We start from the raw sequence: 16,906 nt of genomic DNA on the forward strand, positions 1-16,906 counted from the left end.
GTAAAAAATGGACCATGCCCATTCGAAACTGGCGTACTGCGATGAGCCGATTTATTATTGAGTTCGAAGACAGAATTGTGAAGCATATTAACTAAATTGCAGTTACACAGAATCTGTTACACCCTCCCGCTGTCGCCAATAAGCCTTGGATAACTCATGCCCTCAACATCTAAAGAGCTAATATTTTTAGATTTTATATCAATAATAAAGCCATTACGACTTCCAGACTCTTCTGTGGCAAACACTAAACGCTGGCTATCATTGGTCCAACCTAAACCTCGTACATCTTCAATGCCATGGGTGAGCCGTTGTTCATTACCAGAAGAAAGCTCTCGAATAAAAATATCCTCTGAAATATTGCTATAACGGCGAACGATAGCAATCCAATATCCATCAGGACTATAGGCCAAATCTCTGTCTTCATAACTACAATTTATCTCGCATGATTGGCGAATCAGTTGGGCATTATCAAGTTCAAGGGACTGAACATAAATACCTCCCATTTTATTTTTTTCATGTGAAGATATATAAGCTAATGACTTACCATCTGGTGAAACATCGATGGCGGACATATCACTACTACAAGGAGCTAAAGATATGATTTCATTTGTTGAAAGCGTTAACTGCATGATACGGCACTCTGCAGTCATTACTGTGCGAGAGGTAAAATACAAACGCGTATCATCGATACTCCAAGCGGCACGCAATTCCGTTGAAGATGACGAGGTTAACTGCCGTACAGGAAAATCGTCATTGGTTAAGTCCTTAAGATATAGACTTGGAACAAAGCCTGGTCTATAAGCACCATAAACAAGCCAACGTCCATCATGAGAAACGACAGGATAACGCTCAGAACCCGGATCGCGTGTTAAGGCGGTAACCTGAGTTCCCAGCATTTTCTGTTTATCTTGGTAAAGATGTATCCCAGTAAAAAGTATGCCCAAAAAAATCAATAGGGCCATCGAAATCATAATAACGCGCATACGTTGCGTCATATGAAGTAATTTACCCGAGGTCAATTGGAGTAAGTCTTGCTCATCTGAAATAGCCTCGACATCGAACTCTGGCTCAATGAGTAAGCGATAGCCTGTTTTACGCACGGTTTCAATCACAGCACCCACTTCAGCTAAGAGCGATAATTGCTGTCTCAAATGCCAAATGGCATTCGTTAAAGCCTTAGCTCCCACATAGCTATTCCCGTCCCATACCTGAGCAATTAATTCATCCCGAGTAACGACCTCAGGATAGTTTCGTGCAAGAACATTAAGCACTTCAATAAATTTAGGTTGAAGAGATAGCTTCGTCTGATCGATAGCAGACTCATTCATATCTGTCTTGGATTGAAATACGACTGAGTTATCTGAGGGATCTACTCTACATAGACCTAAACGATAGCTTAACTTACGCTGGTCCTTCATCATTTTCCTAACACCGCAATTCTTAGCCTTATTATGGTTATGAGTACTAAGTAAATCTTTAATACTACCGAATAACCAGATCGAATAGCAACTGACCTTTTTTATTAATTATTTAAAATTCATAATATTACGCCATAATATTTATAAAATAGAGATTTAAACAATATAGAATCGAGCTATGAAAGATTGCAGAGGGCGGCCATATTACTTACAAAGGAGCTCACTATAAATGTAAAAAGCTCTACAGCTTAAAACGGTACTCCTTTGAGGGTTAACCTCAACAGAGAAACCCTGCAAGGAATGAAACATGCAGCGCTTAATATTCAATAATATCTGGATAATTCTATCAATCACTTTTAGCTACCACAGCTTCGCGCAGGAATATAAAACACCCGCACAAGCCCTACAACAAACGGTTGAAAACAACACAACTGTCGTGACGCGACTTTCAAATAATCATGAATGGATGGCTATACTTACCCCAATTTCAGCCCCTGCTATTTCCACTTTTGCAACTGCAGAGCAAAAACTCGCGGGGCTAAGAATATCGCCACAGCAACTTATACCCAGTAGATTGTCCACACGTTATAATCAGCTCAAGCTCATCAATATTAAGAACAATGAACAACGCACCATTGACTTGCCTAACGCTAATGACATTACTGAAGTAACCTTTTCACCCAATAACCGTTACCTAAGCTTTATCAGTCTGAACCAGAGCGGTGGCTATCTTTATGCTTATGACATTGAAAAAGACCTAAATAAACAACTCACGAACCAACGCCTAAATGGCAGTATCAACTTAAATTATCAATGGCTTGGAGAACGTGGCGTAGTGGCACGTTTTGCCAATAAACAGAACGGCGAATGGAGACAGTCACCAGCTTCGTATTCACCTATGGTAAAGGAAACTCTCTCAAGTAAGACTCAGCAACGAACCTATCAAGATTTGCTTAAAAACTCTGCAGATGAACAAAGATTTACCGACTTAACGATAAGTCAACTCGCCCTAGTTAAACTTGATGGCACTATCTCGACAATCGCTAAAGCAAAAATTTTTCTCGACTTTTCTATTTCACCAGATGAAAAATATATCCTCGCAACTCATCTCACCCCTCCATTTTCCTACAAAGTTAAGTTCCATGACTTCCCTAAGTTAACCGCAGTTTATCGCTTAAATGATGCGCACATTACAACCATTCATCAAAGCCTAAGCGGTGAGCAACGTCCCACAGGTAGTGATTCTGTTTTAAGTGGCCCTAGGATGATCCAGTGGGTACAAGGTCAAGCGGCAACATTAGCTTTTACCCAAGCATTAGATTTAAGCGATTCACGTCAAACAGCTGCAAAGCGCGACAGCCTCTGGACTCTTTCGGCGCCATTTACTGATAAAGCAAAGCTAATCAGTAATACACAGTGGCGAATTGTCGATATTGAGTGGGCTGAACATGATCTAGCATTGGTCACAGAGCGCAATACTAAATTGCAACGACTGAGGATGGGTCATGTAGATCTCAACCAAGAGAAAACCTCGTTACACACATTTAGCGAGCGAAACATTCGCGATAAATATCAAGATTTAGGACAGTTTTTTAAAGTAAATATTCCTAATAAAGGTAAACTTATTCACATCAGCCAACATGCTAACTCGCCAGAACTAATGCATTATGGGCAAGGTGCTTCAAATACAGGGAATAGGCCTTTTTTAAAACACACATTATTAGTCAACGGCACCTCAACTTTACTATGGCAGTCGGCCAATGATAAATTGGAATCGGTACGTTATATACTCGATGTGAATCCACTAAGGATGATCATCAACCGCGAAAGCCCAAATCAGGCACCTAGCCTAGTGTTAATCAATGTTAACGATGCATCTGAGACAGTGCTATATCAGCAACCGGAAGGGTTACAAGCCTACAAAGGGCTCCAAAAACAACTCATTACCTACCAAAGAGCCGATGGTGTACCACTCTCAGGGACATTGTACTTACCTGCTGGCTATCGCAAAGAGCAAGGCCCACTACCAGTGTTGATGTGGGCCTACCCAAGGGAATTTAATGATGCTGAAATCGCAGGGCAAGTCAGTTTCAGCCCCAATCAATTTTTAAAAATCAGCCCCAAAGGTCCTGTGCCTTTCGTGGCTGAAGGCTTTGCCGTATTCGATAAAGTTTCTATGCCTATTATTGGCCAGAATGATAAAGCACCTAATGATAACTTTAAACAGCAATTGACGGCCAATGCACAAGCCGCAGTAGATGTATTAGTCAATTTAGGGATTGCCGACCCCAAGCGAATTGCTATTGGTGGCCATTCTTATGGTGCATTTATGGTGGCAAATTTACTTGCGCATACGGATTTATTCTACGCGGGAATAGCCAGAAGTGGCGCTTATAATCGTAGTCTAACGCCATTTGGCTTTCAAAATGAAGAACGTAATTATTGGCAAGCCAATGATATATACCAACAAATGTCACCCTTTAATTATGCCAATCAAATCAAGTCGCCCTTGTTATTAATTCACGGAGAGATGGATCAAAACTCGGGCACTTTTCCAATGCAAGCAGAACGGATGTTTGACGCAATTAAGGGCTTAGGCGGTACTGCAAGACTCGTTATCCTGCCTTTTGAAAGTCATAGTTACAGTGCTAAAGAATCGTTAAATCATATGTTATGGGAACAAAGCCATTTTTTAAAAGCTCACATGTTAGCAACACATTAATACTCTCTATAAAATAAAAAACCGCATGCTAAAAGCATGCGGTTTATATAAAAATAAAAGCTACAATAATGGTTAGAACTTGATCTCTGCACCTAAGTAACCGTAACGTCCAACACCGCCACCATAAGCGCTACTATAATTACCCGTTCCTGACTCAACAAGATCCCCCGTATTGGCGACCCAAGGACCTTGATTGTCGAAAATATTACGCACCCCACCGTATAAGCGTAATTGCGCACTATTATTAATATCCATAGTATAAGACACTGATAAATCATGAGTCACATATGAGCCGTAGTATAAGAATGCCGGTGTCTCAGGATTCAGAATAGCGGTTGCATCACCCGCATCAATTTTTGCCTGATTTGCAGCGTTCAGATCCTGCCACTCATTGACTCTATCATGGCTATCAACCATATCGCTCTTGTATTTGGTGCTCCAGCGAATCCGCCAGTCATCATTGCTCCAGGTTAATGAAGCAGTGCCCCTATCTTCAAAAATACCACTAGCAAGTTCACCAACGTAATCATCTTCTACAAGCCCATCAGCGCCCATGTAGCTTGAGCTATATTCAAGCACATGGGTCCAGTTAGTCTTAAAGCTAAGATCACCGTATTCAGCAAGCTCCCACTGATAAGCAAGGGCAATATCCACACCACGAGTGCTTATATCATTCAAATTGAGCTCTTGCTGAATGATTTGCGTTAACTGACCTTCGGTATCACGACTAATCACACCACAGTATTGGTTGTCTGCACCATAAGCATTACTTGAGTTATAACACTCAGCAAGAATATCTTCATTGCTTAGCGAACCAATAGCATCGGCGACTTTAATATCATAATAATCCACCGCTAAGTTAAAGCCCTCAAGAAAATCAGGAGCCATAGTGAAGCCTAATGTATAGGTATCAGCAGTTTCTTCGGTAAGCTCTTCATTACCAGCATTGGGAGAATATTTAGAACCACCTGCATCTTCAAAAATACCGTCAGTCGCAATTGCAGCAGCAATGCCAGCATCAAGACGACAACTATCGTGACCCGCATTGGTAGAAGTCGCTGTAACACCATCACAAATATCAAGAACACTGTCATAATCTCCACGAGGTGGCGAAATTAACTCAGTAATATTAGGTGCACGTTGCGCACGTGAATAGTTGGCACGTAGCGCGTAATTTTCGATAGGCTCCCACAATAAACCAGTACGATAGCTAGACATTAAATCAATGTTTTTCTGGCTATAATCCGCAATACGCAACGAGACATCGAGATCAAGTTTATGAGCAAAACCAGCATTTCTTAATAGCGGCAAACTCGCCTCACCAAACGCTTCCCATACCGTTACCTCACCTTCAAATGGTGGTACATCGTTAAAGGTAATGGCATCAGCACGCATTACTTTATCTGTTTGCACTTCTTGCGTATCACGGCGATATTCAACTCCAAATGCAGACTGAACGCCCCCTGCTGGTAATTCGAATAACTCGCCAGAAATAAATCCTAAAGCGTTAAGTTGAGTGATATCTGTATTGATGTAGGGATTAGCACGAATATAATCAGCGCCTTCTTTGCTGATAGAACCTTCACCAAAAATATTGACCGGCACGCAGCCTTCAGCTCTAGCATCTTCACTCGCACATTGAATAGTGACACCATCATCAGCGTATTCAGCATCAAGCGCATTCCTTAAACGACGAATACTTACCTCGTTGCTACGACGTTGGCGCTGTTCAAATTTACCGTATCCAACAGAGGCATCCCAAGTCCAAGTATCAAATAAACTTCCTTGCAATCCAGCCCAAGATCGTAATGTTGTACGTTCGTTATTACTTTCAACAGGACCTACTTCTTGGAAGCGGCGATCCCACGTAACACTTTTACCTGCCATTGCGGCAATTTCAGATGGTACATAGGGATTATTAGGCGATATCGTTCCCGCATCAATCATACCTGGCAGCCCAGTGATAGGATCGATATAAAGCTCTGCATCATTATAATCTTGGCCTTCTGCATCGGTGCGACGAAATGCAGTATTACGACTAAATTGAACTTGAACATTGGCTCTTACATCATCAGAAATATCGTAGTTCATTTTTATTGCAGCAGACAAACTGTCTTCAGGAACTTTTAATAATTCCGTTTCATAAGTGTTATAACCATCACGTTCCTCTTTAAAATCTGGCTTTAAATTTGCTCCGTCATACCACCAGGCATTAGTTTCAAAACGACCACCATTGATGTCGTTACTGCGTTCACGCCACTCATCTGGTGTTATATCTCGCATGCATTGATCACCATCTACCGTGTTCATCGCATTACACATCGTTTTAGTATCATATTCAAAACTAGATTCGTATTTAGAACGGCTTCTATCACTAGCAAACAATCCATACTGCTTGTCGTAAGTAGCACTTGCGTAGATATAGCCTTTATCGCTGGCAAAGTCAGCGCCATAACCTACATCAACGGTACGCTCTTGACCGCCGCCATTGGTCGTTTCTCCGCCTCTAGCATTAATTTCAAAGCCAGTTTTATCGCTTTGAGTGATAATATTAACAACACCTGCAATAGCATCAGAGCCATACACCGCTGATGCGCCACCGGTGATAATCTCAACCTTTTCAACCATTGCCGTAGGTATCGTGCTTAAACTGACATAGTTACCACTATAGCTGTTTGATACAACACGACGTCCATCGATTAAAGTTAAGGTTCTATCGGTGCCAAGACTACGTAAATCAATCGTCGAAAGCCCCGTATTCTGGACGCTAGATTGACTGTTGGTACTACTAACGCCTTCTGAAAGTGCAGGCACTTGATCAACAAGAATATCTGCTAGCGAGCCAATACCACTATCAGCAATATCTTTAGCATCAAGACCTACCATTGGCGTGCTCAACGAAAAACTATCACGCTTAATACGTGATCCTGTCACTGCCACTTTCTCAATACTAGCTTCATCGGCATCTGCGACGGGAAAGTTTCTATCGGTATTCATGTCCTTTTGCGCGGTACTCACTTCTATCGGATCTGCAGCAAACACCATCGAGGGCACAACACTAAGCATCGTCGCTTGTATTGCTAAAGTTAATATTTTTATTTTCATCACTTTACCTTTATTAGTTCTGCACTGATGGCAGTTATTATGTTTATAGTTTTAGAGAACTAGGGAGTAACTAGGCAACCTGGCAGTATCATTTTTAACCACTCACCTTTACCAATACTGTTATTTTTCACACAACCAAAATAATTAACACTGATGATTAATTTGATTAACAAAATGCAATCACAAACTTGTACTTGGCTCCAGCAAATGCAGCAATGCTTAAGGGCTCGTTTATTTGCCTCTTTTATATCTATTCATTATCTATTCATTAAAAATCATATGCTTGAACTGGATTTGCAGTGGTGAACTTGAAGTGACAGATTTTAGGCGTTTTATAAAAATTGATATAATAAATTGAGACGAAATAAACGTTAGTTATTGCTTCTCTTCAGGCGAAGTAAAAAATAAGTGAGTTAAATTGAGGTTGTGGTTTATTTATATGCATAGGAGCCTACAGATTGTTCCCTATCAATAGGCTTGATTTAGTGCGATTTCTACTCAGTAAAATAAAGGGTCAATTTCAACACAACGACACACTTAGTGCTGTTGTTCTTTTTCTAATCCCTCGCTAATGTTACCATTTGCACAACTGGTGAATTTTGCTGTGCAACTAAAAAACACATCAAGCTCACCCTATTCAAGCAAAAGAGATATTTTTCATGAGCAAGACTGTTAAAACCCTCGCTGAGACAGCAGCAATGACACCTGAAGCCCGTTACGATTACCTTGTAGAACAAGTTAAAGAACACCAAATTATTTGGACGTTACAGGACCAAGACGGTTGCGTCATGCTGACCACAGAAGAAGAAGATTGTATTCCAATGTGGCCAACTGAAGAAGCGGCGGAATCTTGGGCTGTGGACGAATGGAGCGATTGCCAAACTTTGGCCATACCCTATGATGAATTTCACGATAGATGGGTACCAGGCATGGAAGATGATGACTTATTTGTTGCCGTATTCCCAGTATTAGATGATTTAGGCGTAGTGATCCCACCTTACGAACTCGATCAAAAATTAGCGCCTAAGCAAAGCCATTAATCTGCAGCGCTAAGCGAGAATATCTATGAGCGAGCAAGAACCCACGCTAATAACACCTCAAGCAAGCACAATGATGAGTCAACGTTTACCGAAACGACTCATTGCGCTGTTGATAGTGTATACCGCTGCGTCAATCAGTGGCTTAGTTGCCAAGCAAGGCGTGTTATTTTGTCTACTGACACTCTTTATGGTGATTGCCATTATCGGTCGGCAAAAGGCTGCGCTTATCATGCTGAGGGGTTACACCTTAGTACAGCTTGGATTGATTAGTATGCTGCCAGTGATTATGTACGATCCTGACAACTTAATTGTCGGCCCAACCACAGTGTATTTAGGTGAGTGGCAGAGCAAACTACCTGACTATGTCATTTTTATCGCTTTGATTATTTTGTCATTACTGCAAGTTTGGGTCGCCTTTGATAAAAAGGTGAAGGCGTGGTTTAAGCCTAAGCTTAACTTGAATATCATGAGTTAAGCCGTGATAGGGGACTAAATTACGCCCAACAAAAAGCCGTCATTACGACGGCTTTTTTGATCTAACACTGTGCTTTTAGGCACTGTATTAGTAATGCGTTAAACAGAAAAGCTGGCACCACAACCACAGGTCGAAGATGCATTAGGGTTTTTCACGAAGAAGCGAGAACCTTCAAGGCCAGAAGTATAATCGACTTCTCCACCCACTAAATATTGTAGGCTCATAGGATCAACAACTAAAAGAACGCCTTGTTTTTCTATCGTAAAATCGCCTTCATTGACCTTTTCATCAAAGGTAAAGCCGTACTGAAATCCAGAACAACCACCACCTGTCACATAGACTCGTAGCTTAAGTTCAGGATTTTGCTCTTCTTCCAGCAAACCTTTTACCTTAGCGGCGGCCGCATCGGTAAATTGGATTGGCATTGCTGCATCAGCTTGATCAGTCATTACTACCTCTTACATCAGTTTTCTGGGGCAAATTATCCTTTACCTGACTATTTTGTTCAAGTATTACCCGTGGTTCTTTTTCACCCTGTAATAACTCAGGGGCACTATAGACTTGTTCAGTCTGTGAATTCTTAGTCCAGCGGCTCGAAGGCACCAACACTTTAACTTTCACTTGCTGTAAATTAAAGCCTGCGGGAACAGTCACCTTGGTATCTATGACCTGAAAATAACGAAAATCAAATTCAAGCTTAGAGTCTGTGAGTTTATTCACACTCAAATTAACCGATTTACCATTTTGCACACCGATTAACGTCAATTCGGCTCGACCTTGAATCGACTGTTTACGCTTTTGCAACTGAGTTAACACCAGTTTGAGCTTATATTCATCGGTCAAAGCGCCCGGCGTTATCTCAAGTCCGTGAATTGCGACACCTTCTGCATTATCGTCTGGCGTCATAATACTACGGTAGAACGCTAGCTCGTGCTCTAATTCCTTTTGCTTTTTCAGTTGCTGACCAAACATATCTTGCATCTGTGCATTCGCTTCACGCTCGACGGAAAGTTCTAGATTTCGGGTCGCGAGTAATTGCGTTTGAGCTGCTAATTCAACGTTCAAACCTTGGGCTTTACTACTGTGTTTAACAATCGGATTATCACTGCTTAACAGCAGAAAACTAATCCAAGCCCCCAAAAGAAGAGCCACTAACACTAAGCACGATAAATATATTGAAGATGGACGATACTTGCGATCCATCACTTGTAACCGATTTAGCCAATGAGAATAATTTGGCATTAGGTAACAACCCCTTATATAAAATACAATCAACTCAAGAACGAGTTCGATACAATACAACTCAGGCCAACGCAGTGCAATTACCGATAAACAAAGTCGCGATTCAACGTGCCATCATAGTAGCTAAAAAGTATTTCGCTAATGAGCTACGTGATCATTTATCCCAAGCCCGTATCAGTGCACAACTGTGCGTACTCGCGCTGCTATTTGCCATTTTCGCATCTTGTGTCATTTTACTGTTTCGACTTTTACTGGTTTGGGCTAATCATTACACCCAAATACAGACGCTTGATTTTACGGGGAACGTCGCTGACTGGCGAGCTCTGTTACCGCTTTTAGGGGCTGTATTAATTTGGATTGTGGCAAAACTAGGCTCTAAACGCTACAAGCGGATGGGAATAGCCTATGTTTTACATAGAGTTAAATTGCACTATGGTAAAATTCCGCTTCAATCCGCCGCAGGACAATTTTTTCAAGCACTCTTTGCCCTTGGCACTAATTTCTCGGTCGGTCGTGAAGGTCCAGCTATCCATCTAGGTGCGGTCAGTGCCAGTTTTCTCGCTGAAAAATTTAATCTTCCAGACAATAGCGTGCGTATTATGTGCGTCAGCGGCATTGCTGCAGGCATAGCCGCTACTTTTAATGCCCCACTCGCTGCGGTCATTTTTGTACTCGAAGTGATTGTTCGCGAGTATAAAATCCACTACTTTTTTCCGATTATGCTCTCGGCAATTTGTGGCGCTGTATCAAGCCAACTGGTATTTGGTGATGTACACGAATTGGACCGTATTCAAGTGTTCCATATCCCCTTAGATCACTACCCCATACTTGCTATTGGCGGCGTAGTATTAGGTTTTGCCGCCGCCCTATTTAATTACTCACTATTAAAAGTTACCGCCACGGGGCAAAACTGGCCATTAATTTATCGGTTATTATTGGCCGGTAGCATAACGACATTGATTGGTTTAGTGTTGCCACAAGCCCTTGGAACTGGCGATTTCGCCATTAGTGAGGCGATTAGTCAACACCCGAGCTTATTACTTTTAATTGCGCTGTTGTTTGCCAAAATGATTGCCACTATTGCGGCAATTGGTTTAGGTATTCCCGGTGGCTTGATTGGTCCTCTCTACGGTATAGGTGCTTTACTCGGTGCTATCCTTGCCTTAGTCAGCGCCCTATTGTTCCCATCTATTGCGCCCTACGTTGGGCTTTATACGGTTATAGGTATGACCGCCATGATGGGAGTATGTCTTGCTGCGCCACTGGCAGCCTTAGTCGCCTTGTTAGAAATGACCAATGACGCCAGTATCATTTTACCTTCAATGTTTGTCACTATTCCGGCTTTTTTAATTGCTTATCAAGGGTTTAAAACAAAATCTATTTTCTTTGAACAGTTAGAGATCATGGGACTTAATTATAAAGTCGCGCCGGTTAATTTAGCGCTGCAGAAAAAAGGTGTCAGAACCTTGATGGATAGACGCTTTGTTATCGTTAATGACAACGATGAGTTATTGCTCGAAGTACTTAAGCGGGCTGAAGGTCGAAGCGTACTAGTGCGTAATACTGAGGCAATATTAGAAATGGTCAGTCTTGAGATGCCACCCGATAATCATAGCCCCGCGCTAACACGCCATCCTATAGAAGGCCTGAGTGATACAACAACACTCAATGAGGCTTATATCATCTTGTCACCCAAACGTAGTGGTGAGGTATTTATCTACCAAGATACGCTCGATAACATCGTTGGCGTGATCAGCTGGGCAGCACTCCAAAAAGAAATCAATTCAGGACAAATATAATCTATAGCCACTTATTCTTCCCACCAGCATAAACAATCAGTAACACCTAATGCTGAGTAAGCGCTAATTGAACATCACCAATAACATGGACCCACACAGTTGATATTAAGTTGGCGCAAATACTATTTCCCTTACTAAGTTAAAGGTCTTACTATTTGTCGGTTGAATGTCTGCCCTATTGAAGAAAGACTGAATGCTAGGATTATGTTTAAACGCATCCCCCATGAAGAAGAGGAAAATAATATCAAAGCCGTCATCACTAAGATTAAAAACTAAATCACGACACTAGGCAGCCACAGGGCTAAAACTAGAAATTGTCTGGCGTGAAACAGCAAAGCCCACCCCATTCACAATGGCGCAACTCATTTTACGAAAAATATAATAACAAGCTAAACGTAGGTGACCCATCATGAAATTTATTCCACCGCAGTTATTTTTAACCTATATCGCCGTGTGTGAAACCGGCAGTTTTACCCGCGCAGCAGAAAGAATACATAACTCTCAATCGGCCATTAGCCAACAAATTAACCGCCTTGAATCTATGCTCGGCAGCACGCTATTAATACGTACACCGCAAAAGGTAACATTAACGGAGCAAGGGGAATTTGTATTACGTTATGCCCATAAAATTATCGACTTGAATACCTCTATGGTCGATAACTTTCATGAGAAGTCAGAGCAAAGCATTATCAAGATAGGTGTGCCTGACGATCTGTCGGTCGATGTCACTAAAGCCATTGTGCAGTTTCAATATAACTACAATATCTTAATTGAATTTACCTCAGGCCTAAGCAACAGCCTGTATCAGGCCTATCAAGCTGGCCAGTATGACCTTATTTTGGTTAAGCAGCCCATACTCGGTAATGCTTACGCCTATCGCAGAGAGCCTCTCTTATGGCTCGACAGCGCGGCGCATCCCACCTTTAATAACAAGATGGTCCCATTAGTGCTGTTCCCCACTGGAGCTCTGTATCGGGAGCATATACTTAACTCTATGGATCAATTAGGTTACTGCAGCAAAATTAACTATTGCAGCAGTAACTTGTCGGCCATTATTACCGCTTCATCTATCGGTTTTGGGATCACCTTGTTACCGGAAACCTGTAAAACGGCAGAACATAGCATTATCAACGAGCTACAAACCTATGCCCCACCCAACGACTTTTATTTAGCCTTATATGTTAATAATACTCATGACATGATCGTGACAAAAATAGCCGATGAGATCATCAATACCTTTAACTTAAAGCACCATAAAACCTATTAAGCCTGATGATGACAAAGATAACCCTAGCTCAACCGATTTATGATCAACTCATGCACCACGGCTCAATAAGCACAACCGTGCATTCGGTATTTAACGCCGCCTGCAATCTACAAAGTCCCTTTGGTTTGATCTCGCTACTCACCCAACCAAAAAAGATGAACCCAAGCGCAATTTTATTACCGCAAGGGGTAAGCCTTAAGTCGCTCATTGTCGGTGCAAAGGTTGAGCTGTGCGTGATTAATAACACAGACTCTAACTTGTCACCGGCATCAGCGGCCTGCGCCCATATCGATAATCTGATCCTGCATATCAACTTAGGCACAGGCGCAACCATTGTGAGTGAGCAGATAGCACGTTTTAACCCCAGCTTGCCTGCGGCTTTGCCCATCGCGCTCAGCCAACAATCAAACCTTCAGCTGCATATCGCTTCTTTTTTACAGTGCAATCAAAAGTCGCTGGGGATTTATCCATTACTGTGTCAGCAACCGCGGCTCAATATCGCGACTCATCTGGTGTATCAACCAGAGATGATGATTAAATATATTACGCCGCATCTACAAAGATTTATCGCTGCTATAGCCCAGCAAGACCGTGCAATTGAGCTTAAATCTATTATCGGCTTTGGTGCTGGGCTAACCCCCTCAATGGACGACCTACTGGTCGGCTTGCTCTCCTGGCTAGACTTTAGTCAGCACCCTTATTTTTATCTGCTAGCACAAGCGGTGCAAGCTAGTGCGGCGCAAACTACAGATGTTAGTCAAGCCATGTTATTGCACGCCACACACCATCGTTATAACCAAGAGATTATTGAGCTGTATACCTTTTTAAATCAGCCCTTTAACCCCTGTGCGCTTGATGTAGCCCTTGATACTGTGATTGCCTATGGTCACTCTTCTGGCCACGACACCCTATGTGGCATCTACTTGGGATTAATCTTCTTCGGGGATGCACCAATAAGCTGAAAGCACAAAACAGGGGCTGATGTAGAGTGATGCTCTATCGTGCTTAATAGTGTCTATTTTGGTCAGCTCTAAACCGTAAGGCCCTAATGGGTGACAACTATCCGAATACAATGGGATGAACTGAAGTGGCAGGTTGTAGGCCAAAATAAAAAAGCCTCTATTTGAGGCTTATAAAACATAAACCAGCACTAAGATATCCTGAGCTAGGTATAAGCTCTGCGTCTATACAGGGTTAATTTTGTGAATAAGGTAATAAGATTAATCAGTTACCACAGCCACTATCCCGAGTTCAGGTTAAGATAACAAAGCGTGCAAGTTACTGGCGAGGTCGTTGATAAAATCAATAATACTCGACCGTTTCACCCAGTGTGATACGCGTACCAGAGTGTCCAGCAATAACCGCAGATAACTCATCTAAAGCACCAATAGCAGCATCGCCCAGCCCCTTAGAAACAAATTTACACACGGCATCAATTTTAGGCCCCATAGAACCCGCTGGGAAATGGTATTTGTCTAACTCTTCAGGCGTAATATTTTTAATCGCCTGCTGATTTTCTTTACCGTAATTAAGGTAAACCGCGCCGTCGGTTAGAATAATAAACAAATCCGCCTTAATTCGCTCGGCAAGTAACTCCGCCGTTAAGTCTTTATCGATCACACATTCAACACCAACGAGATTACCATTGTTAGCCTTAAATACCGGAATACCGCCACCACCACAGGCAATCACTGTATTACCATTTTCAAGTAGGTTACTGATCTGCTTAGATTCGACAATATCTTGTGGCATAGGTGAAGACACAACCCGGCGGTAATAGTCGCCATCTTTCTTAAAAATTGCCGAAGGATTAGCAATATTAATCTTATCTATCTCTTCTTCGCTATAAACGGGACCCACAAATTTAGTGGGGTCGTTAAACGCAGGATCGTCGATATCTACGCAGGTCTGGGTCAAAATAGTAGTAATACTTAACTTATTGTCACTGTTAAATAATTCCTGCTGCAACATATAACCAATCATGCCGCAAGTTTCGGCGCCCAATACATCCAATGGGTAGGCGGTGACCGCACTATTAATTTTTTGGTACTCGTAATTTTGCTCCATCAATAATCCCACTTGCGGACCATTACCATGAACAATTACCACATCATGCTCTCTAGCGATAGCCGCAATTGATGCCGCAGCCTTTTTAATATTATTACGAAGATTGGTCGCAGTGAGCGGTTGACCACGCTCTAATAACGCATTGCCTCCAAGGGCTAATACTATTTTCATGGGGAACCTCAATATATATTTATATCCACAATCATGTGGCAGAAAAAATAAACACACAGTTGCAATAAAGGTAATAAATAAAACGGATAAAACTAACAATAAAAGCCGACTCATTTCTTATCATAAATAACAGATTTAAATAGAGCCGACTTCTATGTGCACAAGAGTTAACCGTATTGATTAAAATTTATTAGCAAAGGCAATAATGGCTTTTTCAAAGCATTCCACAGGTGGATTCGTAATACCACAACCTATCATACCAACACCGGGTTCTTTATGAGCAATAGCGGTATTAATAATAGGTAAAATACCTGTTTCAATGACTTTACGAATATCAATACCCGATGAGATACCTTTAAAATTTAATAACGGAATAGTGACATTCGGATTTTTGGCAGTTGTAATTTCATCCATCTGGATAGAGTAATCAATCGCCTCATTTACCGTGCCGCCAACCAGTGCAACGATTGCTGGCGCCGTCGCCATCGCAAATCCACCAATTCCATAGGTTTCGGTAATAGCACTGTCACCTATGTCTAAGCCCGAATCTTCAGGCTTAAAGCCAGCAAATAGTGGGCCGATAACCTTTTGAGCAGGACCTGTAAACCAAGTAAAACCTTTCATACCGCTGACACGAATACCAAATTCAACGCCGTTACGCGCCATTGTGGTCACTACTGTACTGTGCTCGACCCCATGACCAGCATCGAGGGCACACTTACACATTGCCATCCAAGTTGGACCAGAAAAGTAATCGCTTGATGCAATAAAATCAAAAACCTCACGCTTTTCTTTGATGGTGAAATCAGTTTCTAAAATCAAAGGTGTTAATGCCTGTGATAATAAAGCGGTACCTGCGTTATTACGGTTATGACATTCATCTCCCATATGCAGGGCTTGAGCTAGCATTAAGCGTAAATCGATAGGCTCAGCTTTATCCATAGCAGCTTTTAGCATTGGGCCTAATACGTCGCGCATCCAGATTAAGCGCTCAACCACGCTTTCATCGTTGGCGCCCATACGTAAAATTTTCGCCATCTGCTCACTAAGGTTGGTATACGCGACGTTACCATAGGTCATGTTTTTGACCACGTGCATATACATAGAAGCCGACGTGACCCCCGCCATAGAGCCGACGCAATCGTGCTCATGACATGGCGAAAAAGTGATTTCACCCGATGCTGCTAATTTAAATGCCTCATCAAGATTAGCCGCCAAGCCTTCGAAAATCAGCGCGCCAGTCACCGCGCCGCGCATTGGGCCATTCATATCATCCCAGCATATTGGTGGGCCAGCATGTAAAATGGTGGTCTTAGTCATGCCAGGAACGACATCAATCGCTCTTTCGTAACCCACCAACACTGGGTGTGATTTAATAATGCGATTAACCGCTTCTTCGTTGGCCGCCTCAATTTTTTGCGCTATTTCTGGCTGCGCCAGTTTATCAAGCGCCGCAATCACCTTGGTATTACCGCCAGCAATGGGTTGCCAGTTCACATGGGTCACCGGCGCTTGCTGCTTGCTGATATCGTCTTTAAAGAACTCAAGGCCCACATTAATTACATTTAAGTTTGAAAATAGTGCTGTCATCTTGCTCATG

The 16,906-nt window shown here is 42.2% G+C and carries 12 protein-coding genes; 6 read left to right on the forward strand and 6 right to left on the reverse strand.

The genetic code is table 11. The annotated features are described in order from the left end of the window. Positions 1-116: 116 nt before the first annotated feature. A complete protein-coding gene (locus ACRN9H_RS08965; RefSeq protein ID WP_432313373.1) occupies positions 117-1,421 on the reverse strand; it encodes a winged helix-turn-helix domain-containing protein in 1,305 nt (434 codons plus the stop codon). 304 nt (positions 1,422-1,725) lie between these two features. Between ACRN9H_RS08965 and ACRN9H_RS08970 the strand changes: the two genes are divergently transcribed. Further along, positions 1,726-4,140 carry a prolyl oligopeptidase family serine peptidase gene (locus ACRN9H_RS08970; protein ID WP_432313374.1) on the forward strand — a complete coding sequence of 805 codons (2,415 nt, stop codon included), beginning with the start codon at positions 1,726-1,728 and terminating at the stop codon, positions 4,138-4,140. 72 nt (positions 4,141-4,212) lie between these two features. On the opposite strand, the gene ACRN9H_RS08975 is transcribed toward ACRN9H_RS08970, so the two are convergent. Continuing rightward, positions 4,213-7,245, reverse strand: a complete 3,033-nt coding sequence (locus ACRN9H_RS08975) for a TonB-dependent receptor plug domain-containing protein (RefSeq protein WP_432313375.1) — start codon at positions 7,243-7,245, stop codon at positions 4,213-4,215. A 659-nt stretch (positions 7,246-7,904) separates the two neighbouring features. Here ACRN9H_RS08975 and ACRN9H_RS08980 point away from each other — a divergent pair. Beyond that, on the forward strand, positions 7,905-8,285 hold the full coding sequence (locus tag ACRN9H_RS08980) for a DUF2750 domain-containing protein (RefSeq protein ID WP_076497075.1): 381 nt from the start codon (positions 7,905-7,907) through the stop codon (positions 8,283-8,285). 25 nt (positions 8,286-8,310) lie between these two features. After that, entirely contained in the window at positions 8,311-8,760 is a 450-nt protein-coding gene (locus ACRN9H_RS08985) for a hypothetical protein (RefSeq protein WP_432313376.1), read from the forward strand. Positions 8,761-8,858: 98 nt separating this feature from the next. Here the strand turns inward: ACRN9H_RS08985 and erpA are convergent, their stop codons facing one another. Continuing rightward, complete coding sequence (gene erpA / locus ACRN9H_RS08990; protein ID WP_220774600.1) at positions 8,859-9,209, reverse strand: iron-sulfur cluster insertion protein ErpA; 351 nt, start codon at positions 9,207-9,209, stop codon at positions 8,859-8,861. After that, positions 9,202-10,002, reverse strand: coding sequence for a DUF6776 family protein (locus ACRN9H_RS08995; protein WP_432313377.1), 801 nt, complete (start codon positions 10,000-10,002; stop codon positions 9,202-9,204). Before ACRN9H_RS08995 ends, erpA begins: the two co-directional genes overlap by 8 nt. Before the next feature lie 74 nt (positions 10,003-10,076). Here ACRN9H_RS08995 and ACRN9H_RS09000 point away from each other — a divergent pair, with 74 nt between their 5' ends. The 3 genes from ACRN9H_RS09000 (at position 10,077) to ACRN9H_RS09010 (ending at position 14,030) form a co-directional block, all read left to right on the forward strand. Continuing rightward, on the forward strand, positions 10,077-11,801 hold the full coding sequence (locus tag ACRN9H_RS09000) for a chloride channel protein (protein WP_432313455.1): 1,725 nt from the start codon (positions 10,077-10,079) through the stop codon (positions 11,799-11,801). A gap of 409 nt (positions 11,802-12,210) precedes the next feature. After that, positions 12,211-13,068 (forward strand): LysR family transcriptional regulator, encoded by an 858-nt coding sequence (locus ACRN9H_RS09005; protein WP_432313378.1) that lies wholly within the window; start codon positions 12,211-12,213, stop codon positions 13,066-13,068. Between the two features lie 8 nt (positions 13,069-13,076). After that, entirely contained in the window at positions 13,077-14,030 is a 954-nt protein-coding gene (locus tag ACRN9H_RS09010; protein WP_432313379.1) for a DUF2877 domain-containing protein, read from the forward strand. A gap of 340 nt (positions 14,031-14,370) precedes the next feature. Here the strand turns inward: ACRN9H_RS09010 and ACRN9H_RS09015 are convergent, their stop codons facing one another. Both ACRN9H_RS09015 and ACRN9H_RS09020 read right to left on the reverse strand, forming a co-directional pair. Beyond that, positions 14,371-15,306: a carbamate kinase gene (locus ACRN9H_RS09015; RefSeq protein WP_432313380.1), complete on the reverse strand. Its 936-nt coding sequence runs from the start codon at positions 15,304-15,306 to the stop codon at positions 14,371-14,373. 180 nt (positions 15,307-15,486) lie between these two features. Beyond that, positions 15,487-16,905, reverse strand: a complete 1,419-nt coding sequence (locus ACRN9H_RS09020; protein WP_432313381.1) for a DUF1116 domain-containing protein — start codon at positions 16,903-16,905, stop codon at positions 15,487-15,489. Between the last annotated feature and the right edge of the window lies 1 nt (position 16,906).

Origin of the sequence: Shewanella sp. MF08487 (assembly GCF_050848685.1) — a bacterium.
Taxonomy (GTDB): Bacteria; Pseudomonadota; Gammaproteobacteria; order Enterobacterales; family Shewanellaceae; genus Shewanella; species Shewanella glacialipiscicola.